We start from the raw sequence: 18,022 nt of genomic DNA, 5'->3' as shown, positions 1-18,022 counted from the left end.
TCTGTCCGCCCCTAAGTTTGTAAACCGAAAACCGTTCCCCGGTCATATACCAAGTTCAATTCAACATAACGACCCCGGCGATAGAGTTGAAACTGATGTTGGCGATCGCCATACTTTAGTCTTTGTCGCCGTTCTACTAAGAAATGCCTGACCGCAGGATTGGACAGTATATTACTAGGAGGTGTGAGTAATTGTGTTTGTTGCTCTGAATTACAACTCATGCTGGATACCTCTTAATGCTCTGAGTAAGATTAACTACAGTTAATAACTTTATAGTTATCAAGCTTTTAAGTATATAAATTTTTCAAAACTTAATAAAGGCTGATTTTGGCTGATCCTTACATTGCTAAAGAAATGTAGAAATTGTAAGTATGGGGTCTAGCCAAAGAATTACAAGTATTATAACTTGATAGCTATAGAAAAAATTAGTTGATTAGCAGCGTAATCATGGTTAATACCCTACCTCAGCAACCCAAAGCCGGAATTAAACAGCCAAGTCAAGAAACTATACTCACTCCCCGCTTTTACACTACAGACTTTGAAACCGCCGCCAGCCTGGATTTATCGGCTCAGGAAACCGAGTTAAAAGCGATGCTCGAAGAAATGCGAGCAGACTACAATCGTCATCATTTCGTCCGCGATGAGACATTTGAGCAGTCGTGGGAACATATTGACGGAGAATCACGCCGTGCTTTTATTGAATATCTGGAACGTTCGTGCATTTCAGAGTTTTCTGGGTTTTTGCTGTTCAAAGAACTATCCCGGAGGCTGAAAGGGCGCAATCCACTGTTAGCAGAAATCTTTCACTTGATGGCTCGTGATGAAGCTCGTCACGCTGGATTTCTCAACAAAGCCATGGGCGACTTTAAACTCTCACTCGATCTTGCCCATATGACTAAAACCCGCACCTATACGTTTTTCCCGATAGAGTGGGTAATTTATACCGTCTATCTATCAGAAAAAATTGGCTACTGGCGTTACATTATTATCTATCGCCATTTAGAAAAACACCCAGAAAATCAGTTTTACCCGATTTTCCGCTACTTTGAGAGTTGGTGTCAGGACGAAAATCGTCATGGGGATATATTCAAAGCATTGTTGCGATCGCAACCCCAACTTTGGAAAACCTGGAAAGCCAGACTGTGGAGCCGCTTTTTCCTGTTATCGGTATTTACTACCCATACATTGACGGTTCATGAACGGGCTAATTTTTATCGCTCACTCGGACTCGATCCAACGGAATTTGATCGCCAAGTTGTATACGAAACTAACGAAACTGCTGGTCGTGCTTTTCCTGTGAAGCTCAATACCGCACATCCCCAGTTTTTCCCACGTCTGCAACGCTGCTCAGATTACAACATGAAATTGGTGGAAATTGACCGCAGTTCTCAGCCGAAAGTTGTGAAGTTTGTCCGTAAATTACCCAGGATTGCAGCAATTGTTTGGAATTTGTTGCTGCTTTACCTGATCAAACCAATTGATACTGAAGCATTACGGGGAACCGTTCGTTAAATTGCAAGTGCGATCGCTCATTGAAATTTGTGGAAATTGTGAGCGATCGACCTTTAATTTAAGGGCTGACTGAAAAATTTTATAACTACCCCATATTAGTAGTTTGTCAACTGATGATCACTATTGCAGATGCATTCATCGGCTTTAGGTATTTGAGAATATTAGGTAAACCAAGCTGCTAGTTATGCGATCGCCCATTTTCAATCGTGAAGTGTTCCGTCGGGCATAATTGCTCCCTCTAGCTCAACATCGGTAAGGATTGCTCCTGTTAAGTCTGCTCCTTGCAGATTAGCCTTTCGCAGAATAGCACTGGTGAGATCGGCGTAACTTAAATCTGCTCCTTGCAAACTAGCTTCAGTTAAATCCGTTGCCAAATCCCCCCATTGCATTGTTCGACCAAGATTGGCGCGACACAATTTTGCCCCATCCAAGTTGGCGTGATGCAGTGAAGCCGCTCTCAAGTCAGCGTAACTTAAGTCTGCTCCAGTTAAAACTGCATATCCCAAATCTGTACGCTGGTTGGAACTGGGACGGAAGTCTGCTTGAATTAGCAGAGAACCAGAGAGTTTCACAGCATTCAAATTAGCACCACATAAACTAGCTTTAATTAAGTTGGCTTCATCTAAGCGAGTCTGAATTAGCTTCGCACCCGTCAAATCAGCTTCACGCAGAATCGCCCGATACAAGTCTGCTTCACTCAAATCTATTCCCCAGAGAATGGCTTCACTCAGGTTCACTTCCCGCAGACAGGCTTGGCTGAAGTTGGTTTTACCCAAGCGTGTCTGACGTAAATCAGCATAGCTAAAATCTGCGCCTTTAAGGTTGGCATTAGTCAGTTCTGCTTCTTGCAGATTGACTCGCTGAAAGTTTCGTTCTCCAACAGCATAAAGTTTGAGAATTTGATCTACATCCATAATCATTTATTATTTACGATGTTGTATTTACAACCAGAGCCTGGGTAAGTGCTATCAGTTCGGCAACGGATATGATGCGCTCAGTATGACTATATAAACAATAAGACAAATTGTACCAATTGGCACAATAATTACGACAGTGTGGATAGCTCAAAAGCTTATCAGCGAGATATTTGACAATCAAAAAATGCTCACAATTTCCCTCTAGATTTGGCGTCTGGTGAGCCTCAAGCGATCGCACTTACTGCTCCTGCGATCACCAGTTAATCCTCGCTTTCACAACTGCTTGATTTTGCACCCTCATTTTGGGGGTGCTTTTCTATTGAAGAAATTCAAAAAACTGTTGTTTTACCCCGTAGAGCTTTGAGAGTTTCAGCCTGTCGTAGTACACGCTCACTAATGCGGTCGCACGCTAATTCACAAAGCTCAAAAATCATTGGATCGGCTATCTCGTAATAAGCACTAGTACCTTTAGGCTGACGAGATAAAATCCCAGCCTGAGTTAATACTTTCAGATGCTTAGACAGATTTGCCTGACCTAAGCCAGTAGCCTCGGCAATTTCCATCACATTCATTGGCCCTGACCTGAGACAGGTCAAAATCTGTAACCGACTTGCCTCTGATAACACCTTAAAATAATCAGCAACCGCCACGAGAACAGCTGGATCAGGCTTGGGTGGCTTAGTTTTTGGCATGGGGAATTCAGTCGTCAGTAGTAAAATTATTTAATAACTAATTGGTATTATAATCATTAAAAATCCTTGTTCAATACAGCAGTTCTCAATTGGGTGTCAATGCTGCTCGGTTAAGGATTTGTCGTCATAATTTTGGGCATGTAGAGATGTTGCACTGCAACGTCTCTACAGGTTTTAAATGTCAATTGATTGTCTTATCCAAGCAGTATTGAATTGGGTGTTGTATTAAAACAAGAATTACGCCTGATGTGAATTGATATTGAGACGCAATGTTCCTTGCGTCTGGTAAAAAATCGTTTTTTTTAGAAATCGACCACCGATGTAGACGCCCGTAAGGGCGGCTTCCCGCAGGGTACACCGATAAACACAGATGACACAGATGGATTTTTTTATGGGTGGTTGGGTGGTGATTGGTATTTTGACTATTCCCTATGATCTATTAGCGTCTTTGTTAATTCACATTAGATGTGAATTGTTATAAATCTTTAGAAAATGAGAGCGATCGCATTTCCGCTCAAGTGTGCATATCACTGAATTTTTACTGATGAAATTAGCACCAGAATTCTAGCAAATAGGAGGAAAATTTTATTAGAAGCTCCAATCCTAAATTGTGTCGCCTTCTTCACAAACCAACCTGTAGATGGAGGTATAAATATGGAATCTCTGACCAAGAAAGAGCAAATTTAAACTTTTAACAAGAGCAACGCTAAACTTGTAGAATATCGTCTAAATGTTACATGCTTTATTTAACATGCCTTATCTGACATCAGCTAGTGCCATTCGTTCTCAGATTGCTGAATTTACTCAAAGATCAATTTTGTGGATAGATACAGAAGTGGCTGATTATAAAAGCAAGAATCCCAGATTATCACTGATTCAGGTACTAGATGACCCCACAGATATGAGTGGCGATCGCATTTATATTTTAGATGTATTAGATTTACCGGATATTGTCGCTGATTTCATTGCTCAAATCATGATCAATCCTGCAATTGAAAAGGTCTTTCACAATGCCAGCTACGATGTGAAGTTTTTAGGTAACAAAAAAGCCAAAAATGTCACTTGTACTCTAGACATGGCAAAAAAAATTCCTTACTATATTCTGCCTTTACCTAACTACAAACTTAAAACTCTTGCTAACAAACTATGCAAATTCTTACATGTTGACAAGCAAGAACAAACTAGCGATTGGGGACAACGCCCTCTAACTGAAGAGCAAATAGAATATGCTTACCTAGACTGTATTTATCTTGCTCAGGTACATTCACGACTGATAGAACTAAACCAAAAAAATAACCCTGATCCTGAAATAGAAGATTTAATAGAACTAGCAAAAAAATATCAACAAATTGAAGAAAAGTGGAAAATAGTTAAATCAGAATATGAGCATTTACAAGAGCGCCTCAAAAAGGCTATGCAAGCTCAAAATTTATCTGAGACTTCTGATTTTAAGTTAATTAGTTATGAACGCACAACGGTAAAAGTTGCGTTAACAGAGTTAGCTAGATTAATACAAAGTAAAGGAATTGAACTAGATTTACCCATTACATTAACCCAGAAAATGCAAAAAGATTTGGGAAAAAATCTGGAACAATTATCGGTAGAGGTAGAGAAAACCCAAACTTGGCGCTTGACAGCTAAAAATCAAGAAGATAGCGATAAAGATGAGTAAATTGTGTAATATTGTAATTTTCTTGAAACTCTAGGGTTTTTAGCAATTAATCAAAAAGTAAACAAAGTCTATAAATCAAGGATGTTAGGCGAGTATTTGACAGATATTTAGTATTTGTTGATGAATGACATGTTTTTTAGTTTTTATAGTTAAATATAAACAATAATGGAAAATTATAGAGGCAATCAGCACAATTTTTAGGAACATCTACTTATTTATAATTACTTATGAAAGTGTGGTTAGAGGAGCAAAAATTGACAAGAGTAACAGTTAGCATAGCTACGCTTACCGCGTTTATAGCCGTTGCAACTGTTTCTTGTGCGAGGAGTAATGAGGTACTAGTAACAGAAATTGGTGTCAATCCTCCCAAGAGTCCAACATCTAAACCATCAAAAGCAGGGGACTTTTACATTCAAGGTCAGTATAGACATATCAAAGGCGATCCTCAAGGTGCGATCGCAGCTTACACAGAAGCAATCAAGCTTAATCCCCAGTATGCCGAAGCTTACAATGGTCGGGGACTTGTTCACTTTGATCTGGGAGATAAACAAAAGGCGATCGCAGATTATAGCCAAGCTATTCGTCTATTTCTCAACTATGCCGAAGCCTACAACAATCGAGGTAATGCCCGTGCTTCTACAGGAGATGTCAACGGGGCTATCTTAGACTATAACGAAGCCATTCGTATTGCTCCCAACTATGCTGAAGCCTACAATAACAGAGGCAACGCTTACGCCGCCTTGGGCAAAAGAAACGAGGCGATCGCAGATTATGATCAAGCTATTCGCCTTAATCCTAAGTATGCTGTTGCTTACAATAACCGAGGTAATGCCCGTTCAGTTCAAGGCGATAAACAAAGAGCAATTAATGATTTTGATCAAGCTATTCGCCTCAATCCCAATTTTGCCGCAGCTTACAACAATCGTGGTAACACCCGCGCCGCCATAGGAGATAAACAAGGAGCAATTTCTGACTTACAACAAGCCGCGAAGATTTTTCAAAAACAAAAGAATACTGAACTGTATCAGCAAGTGATGCAAAATATCAAAGATCTTCAACGTTAGCCCACTTCTGTAGAATAATTATTTCCTAAGCGTTTAACAAGTCATTTTATTTTGGTGTGAACCCGCCTGGTTTTGTGGCTCAGGTAGTAGCGTTTGCCTTTGGTTTAGCTGCGGCTAGCTTTTTCCCGATCATTATTTTGGGAGTATTCGACAAGCGGACAAACCGAGAAGGAGCGATCGCTGGCATGGTAGTCGGCTTGTGCTTCACTATATTTTATATAGTCGGAGTGAAATTCTACGGAATGCAGCCTTGGTTCTTCGGAGTCTCTGCCGAAGGAATTGGCACTCTTGGTATGTTAATCAACTTCGTTGTCACTTGGAGCGTTTCTCGACTCACACCACCTCCACCACTGGAAGTCCAAGAGATGGTTGAAGTACTACGAACCCCTGGTGATGAACCACCAGCAATTGAGGAACTGGATGAAGATCATCTGGATTAGTAGGTAGGGGTGTTTCATTCCCTCAAACAAGTAAAATTTGCAAGTATTGAGGGAATTGAATAATTGTGGCAAATCTCTCCAAACACAGAGCGATCGCTTTCTATTTGACCTCTTACACGAATATTTGATAAGGAGGAACGAACCGCCAAGATGCCAAGAACGCAAACAAAGAAAATTTAGTGCAGCCGCACAGCGCGGTCTAGGCTATTTTGTCATTTGGCAACAAGCCAAGATGGTAACTAGTTTCACCAATTACCAATTACCCATTACCAATTACCGACCCCAACGGATAATATCAGTGTTCAAACGGATATGATATGAATGGATTACCGTTGAGCGTGGGGAACTTACGGTGAGTTAGTTAGAATTAGTTAGATATCTCCATGCTTAGTGTTTTTTCGTTATGACCATGCACAATTCTATAGATTTCCAAGACGTATTTGATGTCATCGTCGTTGGTGCTGGTCACTCTGGTTGTGAAGCAGCGCTTGCTACCGCACGCCTTGGTTGCCGTACCATGCTGTTGACACTCAACTTAGATAAAATTGCTTGGCAACCTTGTAACCCAGCAGTAGGTGGCCCTGCAAAATCTCAGTTAACCCATGAGGTGGATGCACTTGGTGGAGAAATAGGTAAGATGGCAGACCGTACTTACCTGCAAAAGCGGATTCTCAACTCTTCGCGGGGTCCTGCGGTGTGGGCATTACGCGCCCAGACTGATAAGCGGGAATATGCAGCAGTGATGAAGGGTATTGTTGAGAATCAAGAAAATTTAACTGTCCGTGAGGGGATGGTTACGGATTTAGTGCTGGGTGCTAATGATGAGGTTATTGGTGTTCAGACTTATTTTGGTGTAGGTTTCCAATGCAAAGCGGTAATTCTCACAACTGGTACATTCTTAGGTGGCAAAATTTGGGTCGGTAACAAGTCGATGTCAGCTGGAAGGGCTGGAGAATTTGCCGCTGTTGGGCTAACGGATACTCTACAGCGTTTGGGCTTTGAAACTGGGCGCTTGAAAACAGGTACGCCTGCACGAGTGGACAAGCGGTCTGTAGATTACAGCAAAATGGAACCACAGCCAGGGGATACCGATGTGCGTTGGTTTAGCTTTGACCCCCAAGTGTGGATAGAAAGGGAACAAATGCCCTGCTACATGACGCGGACAACAGCCGAAACTCATCGTCTGATTCGGGAAAATCTCCACTTGTCGCCGGTGTATGGTGGTTGGGTAGAAGCGAAAGGGCCGCGTTATTGTCCTAGTATTGAAGATAAGATAGTGCGCTTTGCTGATAAGGAAAGCCATCAAATTTTTATCGAACCGGAAGGTAGAGACATACCAGAACTCTATATTCAAGGGTTTTCTACAGGATTGCCAGAAAACTTGCAATTGCAAATGTTGCGCAGTCTTCCTGGTATGGAAAACTGTATCATGTTACGTCCGGCTTATGCTGTGGAGTATGATTATTTACCTGCAACTCAGTGTTTTCCCACGCTGATGACAAAAAAAATTGAGGGGCTGTTCTGTGCCGGGCAAATTAACGGTACGACTGGCTATGAAGAAGCGGCAGCCCAAGGAATTGTGGCAGGAATTAATGCGGCAAGATTTGTGCGGGGAGAAGCGATGATTGTGTTCCCGCGTGAAGAAAGTTACATCGGTACACTAGTTGATGATTTGTGTACAAAAGACTTGCGGGAGCCTTACCGGATGTTAACTAGTAGGTCAGAGTATCGTTTAATTTTACGCTCTGATAATGCTGATCAACGCCTGACTCCTTTGGGAAGGGAAATTGGTTTGATTGACGATCGCCGTTGGGAATTATTTACCCGCAAGCAAGCAAATATTGCCGCCGAAAAAGAACGGTTACACAGCACCCGAGTGAAAGAACATGATCAAATTGGCAAAGCGATCGCTCAAACCACAGGACAAGCAATTAAAGGTTCGATTACCCTCGCTGATTTATTACGACGTCCTGGATTTCATTATACAGACCTCAACATCTACGGACTCGCAAATCCCCACCTCAACCGTGCTGAAACAGAAGGAGCAGAAATTGATATCAAGTACTCTGGTTATCTGACCAGACAGCAAAATCAAATTGAGCAAATTGCTCGTCAAGCCAATCGCCACTTACCTCCAGATTTAGATTACGGAGCAATTGATACCCTTTCTAAAGAAGCACGGGAAAAGCTCACCAAGGTAAAACCGTTGACCATCGGTCAAGCAGCACGGATTGGTGGTGTGAATCCGGCTGATATTAACGCTTTGTTAATTTATTTAGAATTGCGTAGAACAAAGACGGATACTGAGTTTTCAGCTTTAGCTTCCCAACAAACTTTATGAAGCAGGAGTATAGTAGTAGGGTATATCAGGGTATAGTTGAGTATGATTGATGACATCATTATATACTGAGAATAATCATCTAGCTTCCTGACTCCAGTCGAATTTAATACCAAATCCCTCATTAACTCGTCTAACTAAGACGGGATAATAGATTTTTGCTCCCAGATCAGCACACAGGGCTAACAAAAATAGGGGAAAGGTTAAAGGGGAAAACTAGATGATGGGGGGATGGGGAGATAGGGGGAAATTTCCACCCCACCTCCCCACCTCCCCATCTGGTAAACTTTATCCTTTCCCAACTTCTACAAGAAGTCTATTGGTTCGCTACGACGAAGCTAAAACTGAAAAATCGCTATGTCTCAAGAAGCCAGTACCAACCTCATTATTCCAGAACCATCAGAGGAATTAATCGCCATTGAACCTTGGACGATAGATACCTACGCAGATGGTTTTATGGATGATCTATTTGCCGAAATAGACTCAATTTTGGATAGTAGTGCTAATCTACCTTCGCACACGGTGCAGCAAACATACCCGCATCTACAAACAATAAGGATGTCGCCAGTTGTTTTGCCCAATCAACCGTGGCAAAATATGCAAACAGTGACGCACTACAAAAACAACCCAAATGCAGTGGTGGTGAATACTGCTCCTGTTAGAAAAGTTGTCAAGAGAGTACGCCCAAAATCACGACACTGGTTCAGTCGAATGCTAAGTGTAGGAACAAACTTGGCAGTGGCGATCGCTAGCATTGTCTGGTTAATGAACTCTGGTTTGTTCCACCGCTTCAGATTAGCATCTTTCCAGCAAGCCTTAGAAGCACCCCAACCAAAACTGCCCACAAAGGCAGAAATAGAAGCAGATTTTGTGAATTATATGTTGGGTTCGCTTGCTGCCATAGACAGACAAGAAGCGAAAACCAAAATCAAACCCATCAACGTTGCACTCACACCAGGAGTAACAAATAACCACACAGCCTTAGCTTATGTCAGGAATGACCAACCTCCTCCCAGCCTACCACCAGTTTTGACCGCTAACAATACATCTCCTGCTCCGACTTCTACTTCTACGAACGTTGTTGAGCGAATTTATATTCCTGTTTATAAAGCGCCATTACCAATGCGCTACGTACCTCCAAAAGTTTCTGGCATTAGTACAACTTTGCCACCACTGCCATCTGCCGTGAATCAAAAGGCAACAAATACCTCTAAACCACCATCCGTTGTCAAACCTTCTGCCAATAGTGGGATTCAACCAACTAAACCCGCAAATGTCTTAGCAGTAGTGCAACAAAACCTGAAACCCGTAGATATAAAAACAGCACCAATTACAGTTAGACAAGCACCCAAAGCAACGCTACCGTCTTTGTCAACTTCGTTAAAACCTGTACAACAACCTACAGCTACAGCACCGCAATCACAACCAACACCAGTCAAAGAAGTAACAGCTATTGCATCTGCTCCTACTCCTGCCTATATTCTTGAGGGATTGCTAGAGTCAGAGAATAAATCCAAATCTGCTGCTTTATTTCAAATCAATGGTGTAACTCAGCGCGTTGGTATTGGTGAAAGCATCGGTTCTAGTGGTTGGACACTAGTAGATGTGGCAAACAAAGAAGCAATCATCCGCCGCAACGGCGAAGTGCGATCAATTTTTGCTGGACAGAGATTTTAGTTAATATCATGTTCGCTTGAATACTTATACTGTCGCGTATGCTGGTAATAGGTAATTGGTAATCGGTAATGGGAAAAACTAATGACCAACAGCCAAGCATAATATCGTAAGCAGTTAGTCGAACTTGATAAGTTAGTGTGAACAAATGGCTGGTTAAGGCTGTGAGTAGTTAGTAGGTAAAAACAACTTCCAATTTCCGTCTACACCTTAACACAGTAATATCTTTCGCCTTTTGTGCAAACCAGACAAGGGCACATCATCTTGAAACTGAAGTTTAATTCGACAAAAATAAACTTACATCTTGCACCAAGGTCGAAACTAAAGTTTTGAACCCAAAGCACACCATGAGTTAAAACTCTTTCTAACCTTTGTCTGAGTAAGCTTTGAGCTTACTTAAACTTTTAGCCCCAAATTTATTTGAGGGCGGTATTTTGGGCTGGTGCAAGATATAAGTAAAGCTACTAAACTGTCCTAATTCAAAGATTCAAATGCAGAAAAACTCTACGACCATTTGGATTGAAAAACGCTATGTTTTCACGGAAAGCTCAACCAAATAGTTTATCGAATTAATTGATTTTTACACTTTTAACGAGACTCTAATTTAGTAACTCGCTTTTCTAATCCTTGGACTTGGCGCTTAACTTCGACTACTAGCGTCGCCAGTCTATCAAACATTTTATCTTTTTCTTGTTGGGAAAGATTTCGTCGGGATGGCGACGGAGTTATGGTTGTTCTGGGTAATGAAGAAGGACGATTTGATAACTGGGATTGGAGTTGATTTAGTTCTGACTGCAAGCGATTAAAATCGGCTTCTAAATTGTTAAGTCGAGATTCTATTTGTTGCGATACGGCAGGATGAGAAAACAAAATACCCCAAATAAAAATAAACGCTAATATTCCCAGAGAGATTAACACCCCGATTCTTTTCATTGCTTTGCTATGGTGACAATTAAGTAGGTCGGTGTTGAAAATTGTCGTTATGACAAGGCAGGAGGCAGAGGGCAGCTATGCTGAAGGGAAGAGCTTTTTGGGCAACTTTACTTTCCGTTACATAGTTCGGTTTTTTTGCACCGTTCTACTTATATCACTACGTTAGCGCATCTCATCGCATAATCGGGCTGGCATGATGATGGATTAAGTACCATTTTCCTCCCAAAAATTCAAAAATATTTGTAGCAAGCGATCGCGCTTCGATTTTCCTACCGTTTATCACTTGCATCACATTTTCTACTAATATAATGTAAGCAAGATGATCGCGTATCTCTACACTAATTATCTCGGTGTTAATTTCAATATAAGGAGTATTTTTAAATATCTTCTGCCAAGAGGTAGAAATTGCTTTCCAACCCCGGAGTATATCCCAGCCAGGGTGAATACAAAGACTACCAGTTCCTTGAGACCAAACTGCACCCATAGCCTTAATATCTTTTTTTTCAAACGCCCGATAAAAAGCATCATTCACAGCTAAAATTTCAGAATTATTTGTCATTTTTCATTGGTTAGTGGTTAGTAGTTAGTGGGTAGAGACGCGATTAATCGCGTCTGTACAGTGGTTAGTAGTTAGTGGTTATTCCTCCACTCCTCACACTCCCCATCTCCCCATCTCCCCATCTCCCCATCTCCCCATCACCCCACCTCCCTATCACCCCACCACCCCATCACCCCACCACAAACTACTTTCCACTTTTCACCACACCAATGGTTTGCAATAATTGCTTGGCGGTGTAGGGTTTAGATAAAAAGGCTTTGACGCCGATGTCGGCTGCGGCGTTAACCTTTTCGGTGGAAGCCAGTCCACTGACGGCGATAATTTTGACGTTGGGATTAATTTTTTTCAAGGTGCGGATGGTTGTCAGTCCATCCATAGATGGCATGAGCATATCTGTTAATACTACAGATATTTCGTCGCGATGTTCTGCATAAAGAGCGATCGCTTCAATGCCATCGCTAGCTGTGATCGCTTTATAATTGTGGGTTTCTAGGGATGTTTTGGTGATGTCCCGAATCGAATCTTCATCATCAACGACCAAAATTAATTCACCATTGCCGGTGGGTAATTCTTTTTCTGGTTCTTCTAGACTTTCTGGTGTCTGTTGTGCTGGCAAAAACACTTTAAATTGACTACCTTTGCCAACTTCACTGTAAACACTCACAAAACCACCGTGACTTTTGACAATTCCTAGTACTGTAGAAAGACCTAAACCAGTTCCTTTACCAAATTCTTTTGTCGTATAAAATGGCTCAAAAATCCGGTCTATGATTTCCGGGGCAATACCCACTCCTGTATCAGCAACGGTAATAGCTACGTAAGCCCCTACTTGCGCGTCTAAATGCATTCTGGCGTAATTTTCGTCGACTAAAAAATTTTCTGCACAGATCGTTAAAGTACCGCCGTTGGGCATAGCATCACGGGCATTGACACATAAATTCATCAGTACTTGATGCAGTTGGGTAGCATCACCGTATATAGTCCAGAGGCTTGGAGGAATAGAGGTAGAAACATCAATAGATTTCGGGAAGGTTTCTCTAATTACTTGCTGAATTTCTCTGACTATGTGCTTGAGTTGCAGCAAAGTGCGATCGCCTTCCATCCCCCGAGTAAAAGATAATACTTGTTTAACTAAATTTGCTCCCCGTTTGGCATTACTAATTAAAATTGGTAAAAGTCGCTTACTGCGCTCATCATCTAGTTGTGATTCTAAAAGTTGTGCTGTCATCAATATTGGCGCTAGGACATTGTTCAGGTCATGGGCAATACCACTAGCCAAAGTACCTATACTCTCTAATCTTTGGGCGCGTAAAAATTGTGATTCTAATAATTTTTTTTGAGTAATATCAGTATTTACAACTAAAAAACATTGGGTTGTGTTGTCAAAATCTTTTACGAGTGTCCAACGGCTTTCAACAGTAATCTCCTGACCCGTTTTTGTTATTTGCTGTAATTCACCTTCCCAGGCACGATTTTTCATTAGAATCGAGAGGGCAGCTTGTAATTTTGATAAATCTTTTTCTTGCCAAAGTTCTGAGGCTTTTTTACCAATAGCTTCTTCTTTCTTCCATTTATAAAGATGTTCAGCAGCTTTATTCCAAAATAAAATTTTTCCATCTAAATCCTGGACAAAAATGGCATCAGTTGCCACATCTAATAAGGCAGCTTGCTCCCGGATTTTTTGCTCATTTTGTTTACGTTCTAAGGCATAACGAATAGAACGTTCTAGTAAAGGGGCTGCCAATTGGCTTTTTTCGAGATAATCTGCGGCTCCGGCTTTCATCGCTTCGATGTCTATTTCTCTATCTCCCTGACCGGTGAGAAAAATAATCGGGGCTGTACAGCCATGAGCAATAGCTTCGCGCAATAATTCTAGTCCGTTGCCATCGCCTAAACGGTAATCTACCAGATAGACATCATACTGCCCAGAGGCGATCGCATTTCTGCCTGCTTGATAGTTATTTACCCATTCCAATGTACAGGAAGCTACTTGAAATTCTTTAAACCAATCGCGAGTTAATATATAATCATCTTCATCATCATCAATCAGCAAAACCCTGATTAAGTTACTTTTCATTGCTGTCTCCCACCCTTATAGCGGCAGTTCTACAATTTCAAACCAGTACTTTCCTATAGTCTTCATTACTTCTACTAAGGCGGCAAATGTCACCGGTTTAATGATGAACGAATTTGCTCCCAAATTATAGGTACGATAGATATCTTCCTCGGCTTTTGAGGTAGTGAGTACCACAACGGGAATTGTCCTTAGTTCTGGATCATTTTTGATTTCCCTAAGTGCTTCACGGCCATCTTTTTTCGGCATATTCAAATCTAACAAAATCAGACCTGGACGAGGTGAAATATGAGGATCGGCATATCGACCGTGCCGATACAGATAATCCATTAACTCTTCCCCGTCTCGAACCATGCGTAGCTCAATGGTCAAGCGACTTTCTGCTAATGCTTCCCGAACTAACATACAGTCGTCCTCGTCATCATCGGCCATTAAAATAGTGACGGTTGTTTGCCGACCCTTCACCCTGCATTTTCTCCTTTATGAGGTTTCTTAGGATTAATTCATTATTAAATTGCAACAAATAAAAGGGTAAAAATGCAAAACTGCTAATTATCATATGGGGGTATGATAAACCCATTAGTAGCAGAAAAAATCAAGAGTGAGGATGAATTGGCAAAGTCACGATAAATTTTGCCCCTCGTCCTGGTTCGCTCTTGGCGGTGATGCTCCCCTGATGACGCTCAACTATTTTGCGGCAGATTGCCAACCCTATACCAGTGCCATCATATTCACTACGACCATGTAGGCGCTGAAAAACGTTAAAGATACGGTCTAAGTATTTCTCATTAAACCCTATACCATTATCTTCCACAATGATTTGACATTGTTCAGGACTGACGTGTTCTGAATCGTATAGAATTTTGCTGTAGATTTTCACAACAGGCTGTATTTCTTTTCGATGAAACTTCAGGGCATTACCGATGAGATTTTGTAACAATTGTCGCATTTGCAGCGGGTCGGCATCAATGACAGGCAATTCTCCAATTTCTATAGTTGCTCCGGTTTGCTGAATACTGATTTCCAAATCAGATAAAACTTCTTGTGTAACCTGCAAAATATCCACCGCCACAAAAGGCTGCGCCCTGGTGGTAACTCGCGAAAGGGTCAATAAATCTTCTATTAATGTCTGCATCCGACGGGCAGCATTTTGCATTCGTTCTAGATAGTCACGTCCTTGTTCATTGAGGACATCACCACAGCTAGCTTTGAGGCGATCGCCAAAGGTTTTTATTTTCCGTAGTGGTTCTTGTAAGTCATGGGAGGCGACAAAAGCGAATTCTTGCAGTTCTTCGTTAGAACGGCTAAGTTCCTGTCGTTGTCTGGTTTCTTGTTCTAGGAGTCTAGCTTGGGCGAGGGCGATACCAATTTGATCTGCTAGTTGGCGCAATAGTTCCGTTTCCCACTGATCCCAATGGCGGGGATGGGCGCACTGATGAGCAATCAACAGCCCCCAGAGTTGATTTTGCATGATAATGGGCACAACTAGGTTAGCTTTAACTGATAATCCTTGGAGAAATTCCACATGACAAGGTTGGATATCAGCCTGGGTGATATCTTCAATAGCACTAATACGTCCCCGGCGGTATTTTTCGATGTAATCTTCTTGAAAGCAGGGATCAACAATGTTTCGTCCTAAAATCATGGGTGTACTGGGAACCACAGCTTCTTTTACTACAGTCCCAGAACCATCAGGACGTAATTTAAAAACTACTACCCGATCTGCACCTAATAGCTTTTGGACTTCTGTGACGCTAGTTTGCAGAATATCATCGATTTGTAATGATTGGCGAATTTTGAGAGTGATATCAGCAAACAACCGCGATCGCATGTTTTGCCGCTGTAATTCTTCTTGTACCCGTTTGCGATCGCTAATGTCCATCATGGCGCCGATCATGCGTACAGGATTACCTGCGCGGTCAAGAACAACATAACCGCGATCAAAAATGTCTGCATAGGAACCATCGGCGCGACGAAAGCGGTATTCGTTAGACCAAAATTGTTGTTTACTATCTATAACAGCGTGAATATCAGCAATAATTCTCTGTCTGTCATCCGGGTGTATGCATTCATACCACCAATTAGTATTATTCCTGCTTGCTTCTGGTGGATAACCAAACAATGTTTGGACATTTTCATTCCACCACACTTGGTCGGTTGACAAATCCCAGTCCCATACGACATCGGTGGTAGCACGAGCAAGGATTTGAAAACGTTCTTCACTTTGATGTAATTGTTCCTCTGCTAGCTTACGTTCGGTAATATCTGTATGGGAACCTACCATCCGCACAGCGTTACCATCTTCATCCCACAGGGCTTGACCCCGATCCAAAATCCATTTGTAAGTGCCGTCTTTACATCTAATGCGGTATTCACTGATATAAAAAGGAGTTTTTTTATCAAAGTGGTCTTGAATCACTCGTCTCACCCAACCAAGATCATCGGGATGCACTCGGCTTGACCATTCATCCAAGTGGTTGGAAATCTCCTGTTCTTCGTAACCAAGCATTTCTTTCCAGCGTGTGGAAAAAAAAACTTCATTGGTTTTGACATTCCAATCCCAAATGCCATCATTACTACCCCGCACAGCTAATTGCCAACGTTGTTCACTTTCTTTGAGGGCTTCTTCTGCTTGCTGGCGGGCGATCGCTGTTGCTAATACATTGGCCGTTGCTTGTAAAAAGTAAATCTCATCTTTGCTGAAAGTGCGGTATTTGGTTGTATGGGCGCCTAGAACACCAAAAGCACGCCCTTTGCCATGAATAACGACGCTGAGACTACTAATTAATGGCTGTTCCTGAAAAAACGGCGAGGAATTGAACCGTGTTTCTGTGCGCAGGTCTTCTACAATCACTGGTTCGTTAACATTGAGAGTGTAGCCAGCTTGAGAATTGTTTCCAGCTTGGATAGTTGCTTTTCCCACCAGCTGTTGTTGCCAACCTACTGCTGCCCGCAAAAGTAGTGTATTGTTATCTGGTAGCAATTCCCAGGCTTTGCTATACTCTACTTCTAGGCACTGGGCAACAAAGGTGACTGCTTGCTGCATCAGGGAGGTAATGTCTGTTCCAGCTAGTGCCTGTTGACTGAGTTCTGCTACTAGAATCTGCTGTTCGGTTTGTTGTCGTAGCGCCTGCATTGCCTGACTGGCTTCTAATAGACGCTGCACTCGTTGACGCAATATTGGCCATATCACAGGTTTGGTAATAAAATCAGCCGCACCTGCTGCAAAAGCCTTTTCTAGAGATTCTTGGTCAGTAAGACCAGTTACCATCAATACAGGAGTGCGATCGCCACCAGGAAGGCTTTTTAATTGGGCGCAGCAGGTAAATCCATCCATCCCCGACATTAAAGCATCTAGTAACACCATGTCTGGTCGCTGTTGAGTATAAATAGCTAGGGCCTCCTCACCACTACTTGCCTCTAGTACTCTATATCCTGCTGTTTTTAACAATTCATGTAACTGTTTACGTACACAATGGTCGTCATCGACAACCAAAATTAAATTAGTCATTTGTTAAGAGTCAATGATTAATAGTCAAGATGTTTAAAATATTTTGATAAAAAAATTAATATTATTTTTTTACTTATTCCATTCTATGTATTTTTTGCTTCTTTTTCTATTACTTTCTGCATCAGATAAGCATTTTTCTGACTTATAATTCAACATCAGATGACCCTTGACTATTGACTATTAACTACATGTAATGTTTTTAATAATTCCTGTGCAGTATAGGGTTTTGGTAAGAAAACTGTACGCTTTGTATTGTTATTTAGTAAAATTTGTTCACCTGTTGCCAAGCCACTCACAGCAATAATACGTAAAAGCGGATTCATTTTCCGCAATGTGTTAATAGTGGTTGTGCCATCCATATTTGGCATCATTATATCTATAATTGCTGTACTAATTTTCTCTTTGTGTTGGGCATACAGTGCAACTGCTTCAATGCCATCACTAGCAGTTAATACTTTGTAGTTGTGATTTTCTAAAGAAGTTGCTGTAATCTCTCTGACGGCGACTTCATCATCTACAACCAAGATCCATTGTCCTTGACCTTTTGGGATTTCTATGTTTTCTGATGGTGCTTCAGTCTGTGTTGGAACTGCTGGTAAAAATACTTTAAATTTTGTACCTTTACCAAGGGTACTA

At 41.6% G+C, this 18,022-nt stretch carries 13 protein-coding genes and 3 pseudogenes; 7 read left to right on the top strand and 9 right to left on the bottom strand.

Features of this window, described 5'->3' with window-relative positions; all coding sequences use genetic code 11:
* Window positions 1–14 precede the first annotated feature (14 nt).
* Window positions 15–140: pseudogene (locus tag UYK_RS25470) on the bottom strand (coproporphyrinogen III oxidase); the annotation flags it as partial.
* 307 nt (window positions 141–447) lie between these two features.
* Here UYK_RS25470 and acsF point away from each other — a divergent pair.
* A complete protein-coding gene (gene acsF / locus UYK_RS0122965) occupies window positions 448–1,512 on the top strand; it encodes a magnesium-protoporphyrin IX monomethyl ester (oxidative) cyclase (protein WP_009456695.1) in 1,065 nt (354 codons plus the stop codon).
* Window positions 1,513–1,712: 200 nt separating this feature from the next.
* Here the strand turns inward: acsF and hetL are convergent, their stop codons facing one another.
* Complete coding sequence (hetL, locus tag UYK_RS0122960; protein WP_039990798.1) at window positions 1,713–2,426, bottom strand: heterocyst differentiation pentapeptide repeat protein HetL; 714 nt, start codon at window positions 2,424–2,426, stop codon at window positions 1,713–1,715.
* A gap of 183 nt (window positions 2,427–2,609) precedes the next feature.
* Between hetL and UYK_RS25710 the strand changes: the two are divergent.
* Window positions 2,610–2,693 (top strand): annotated as a pseudogene (locus UYK_RS25710) (photosystem II protein D); the annotation flags it as partial.
* A gap of 65 nt (window positions 2,694–2,758) precedes the next feature.
* Here UYK_RS25710 and UYK_RS0122955 read toward each other — a convergent pair.
* On the bottom strand, window positions 2,759–3,121 hold the full coding sequence (locus UYK_RS0122955) for an ArsR/SmtB family transcription factor (RefSeq protein ID WP_009456699.1): 363 nt from the start codon (window positions 3,119–3,121) through the stop codon (window positions 2,759–2,761).
* 751 nt (window positions 3,122–3,872) lie between these two features.
* Between UYK_RS0122955 and UYK_RS0122950 the strand changes: the two genes are divergently transcribed.
* The 5 genes and pseudogenes from UYK_RS0122950 to UYK_RS0122930 all read left to right on the top strand — a co-directional run bounded on the left by UYK_RS0122950 (window position 3,873) and on the right by UYK_RS0122930 (window position 10,312).
* On the top strand, window positions 3,873–4,793 hold the full coding sequence (locus tag UYK_RS0122950) for a ribonuclease D (RefSeq protein WP_026086566.1): 921 nt from the start codon (window positions 3,873–3,875) through the stop codon (window positions 4,791–4,793).
* Window positions 4,794–5,020: 227 nt separating this feature from the next.
* A complete protein-coding gene (locus UYK_RS0122945; protein WP_009456702.1) occupies window positions 5,021–5,857 on the top strand; it encodes a tetratricopeptide repeat protein in 837 nt (278 codons plus the stop codon).
* A gap of 47 nt (window positions 5,858–5,904) precedes the next feature.
* Window positions 5,905–6,297, top strand: a pseudogene (locus UYK_RS0122940) (sodium:solute symporter family transporter); the annotation flags it as partial.
* Window positions 6,298–6,700: 403 nt separating this feature from the next.
* The gene (mnmG, locus tag UYK_RS0122935; protein ID WP_009456719.1) at window positions 6,701–8,638 is read left to right on the top strand and encodes a tRNA uridine-5-carboxymethylaminomethyl(34) synthesis enzyme MnmG; all 1,938 of its coding nucleotides are present in this window, start codon (window positions 6,701–6,703) and stop codon (window positions 8,636–8,638) included.
* 354 nt (window positions 8,639–8,992) lie between these two features.
* The gene (locus UYK_RS0122930; protein ID WP_009456720.1) at window positions 8,993–10,312 is read left to right on the top strand and encodes a type II secretion system protein N; all 1,320 of its coding nucleotides are present in this window, start codon (window positions 8,993–8,995) and stop codon (window positions 10,310–10,312) included.
* A 585-nt stretch (window positions 10,313–10,897) separates the two neighbouring features.
* On the opposite strand, the gene UYK_RS0122925 is transcribed toward UYK_RS0122930, so the two are convergent.
* The 6 genes from UYK_RS0122925 to UYK_RS24500 all read right to left on the bottom strand — a co-directional run.
* Window positions 10,898–11,242, bottom strand: a complete 345-nt coding sequence (locus UYK_RS0122925) for a hypothetical protein (RefSeq protein WP_016872230.1) — start codon at window positions 11,240–11,242, stop codon at window positions 10,898–10,900.
* Between the two features lie 172 nt (window positions 11,243–11,414).
* Entirely contained in the window at window positions 11,415–11,801 is a 387-nt protein-coding gene (locus tag UYK_RS0122920) for a nuclear transport factor 2 family protein (protein WP_009456724.1), read from the bottom strand.
* 184 nt (window positions 11,802–11,985) lie between these two features.
* Window positions 11,986–13,878, bottom strand: a complete 1,893-nt coding sequence (locus UYK_RS0122915) for a hybrid sensor histidine kinase/response regulator (RefSeq protein ID WP_009456726.1) — start codon at window positions 13,876–13,878, stop codon at window positions 11,986–11,988.
* Window positions 13,879–13,893: 15 nt separating this feature from the next.
* Window positions 13,894–14,340 (bottom strand): response regulator, encoded by a 447-nt coding sequence (locus UYK_RS0122910; RefSeq protein ID WP_009456727.1) that lies wholly within the window; start codon window positions 14,338–14,340, stop codon window positions 13,894–13,896.
* A gap of 130 nt (window positions 14,341–14,470) precedes the next feature.
* Window positions 14,471–17,386 (bottom strand): PAS domain-containing protein, encoded by a 2,916-nt coding sequence (locus UYK_RS0122905; protein WP_016872229.1) that lies wholly within the window; start codon window positions 17,384–17,386, stop codon window positions 14,471–14,473.
* Between the two features lie 170 nt (window positions 17,387–17,556).
* A partial coding sequence (locus UYK_RS24500) for a response regulator (RefSeq protein ID WP_040469551.1) occupies window positions 17,557–18,022 on the bottom strand: 466 nt, incomplete at its 5' end.

The sequence above is a fragment of the Fischerella thermalis PCC 7521 genome (genome assembly GCF_000317225.1).
GTDB classification, from domain to species: Bacteria; Cyanobacteriota; Cyanobacteriia; order Cyanobacteriales; family Nostocaceae; genus Fischerella; species Fischerella thermalis.
Note: the sequence above shows the minus strand (reverse complement) of the source record. Positions and strands in the feature narration are given on the sequence as shown.

What these genes read in the sequence shown, in the direction of transcription:
- acsF (WP_009456695.1), top strand. Translation starts at nt 448, where the DNA reads ATGGTTAATACCCTACCTCAGCAACCCAAAGCCGGAATTAAACAGCCA.
- hetL (WP_039990798.1), bottom strand. Translation starts at nt 2,426, where the DNA reads ATGGATGTAGATCAAATTCTCAAACTTTATGCTGTTGGAGAACGAAAC.
- UYK_RS0122955 (WP_009456699.1), bottom strand. Translation starts at nt 3,121, where the DNA reads ATGCCAAAAACTAAGCCACCCAAGCCTGATCCAGCTGTTCTCGTGGCG.
- UYK_RS0122950 (WP_026086566.1), top strand. Translation starts at nt 3,873, where the DNA reads ATGCCTTATCTGACATCAGCTAGTGCCATTCGTTCTCAGATTGCTGAA.
- UYK_RS0122945 (WP_009456702.1), top strand. Translation starts at nt 5,021, where the DNA reads ATGAAAGTGTGGTTAGAGGAGCAAAAATTGACAAGAGTAACAGTTAGC.
- mnmG (WP_009456719.1), top strand. Translation starts at nt 6,701, where the DNA reads ATGACCATGCACAATTCTATAGATTTCCAAGACGTATTTGATGTCATC.
- UYK_RS0122930 (WP_009456720.1), top strand. Translation starts at nt 8,993, where the DNA reads ATGTCTCAAGAAGCCAGTACCAACCTCATTATTCCAGAACCATCAGAG.
- UYK_RS0122925 (WP_016872230.1), bottom strand. Translation starts at nt 11,242, where the DNA reads ATGAAAAGAATCGGGGTGTTAATCTCTCTGGGAATATTAGCGTTTATT.
- UYK_RS0122920 (WP_009456724.1), bottom strand. Translation starts at nt 11,801, where the DNA reads ATGACAAATAATTCTGAAATTTTAGCTGTGAATGATGCTTTTTATCGG.
- UYK_RS0122915 (WP_009456726.1), bottom strand. Translation starts at nt 13,878, where the DNA reads ATGAAAAGTAACTTAATCAGGGTTTTGCTGATTGATGATGATGAAGAT.
- UYK_RS0122905 (WP_016872229.1), bottom strand. Translation starts at nt 17,386, where the DNA reads ATGACTAATTTAATTTTGGTTGTCGATGACGACCATTGTGTACGTAAA.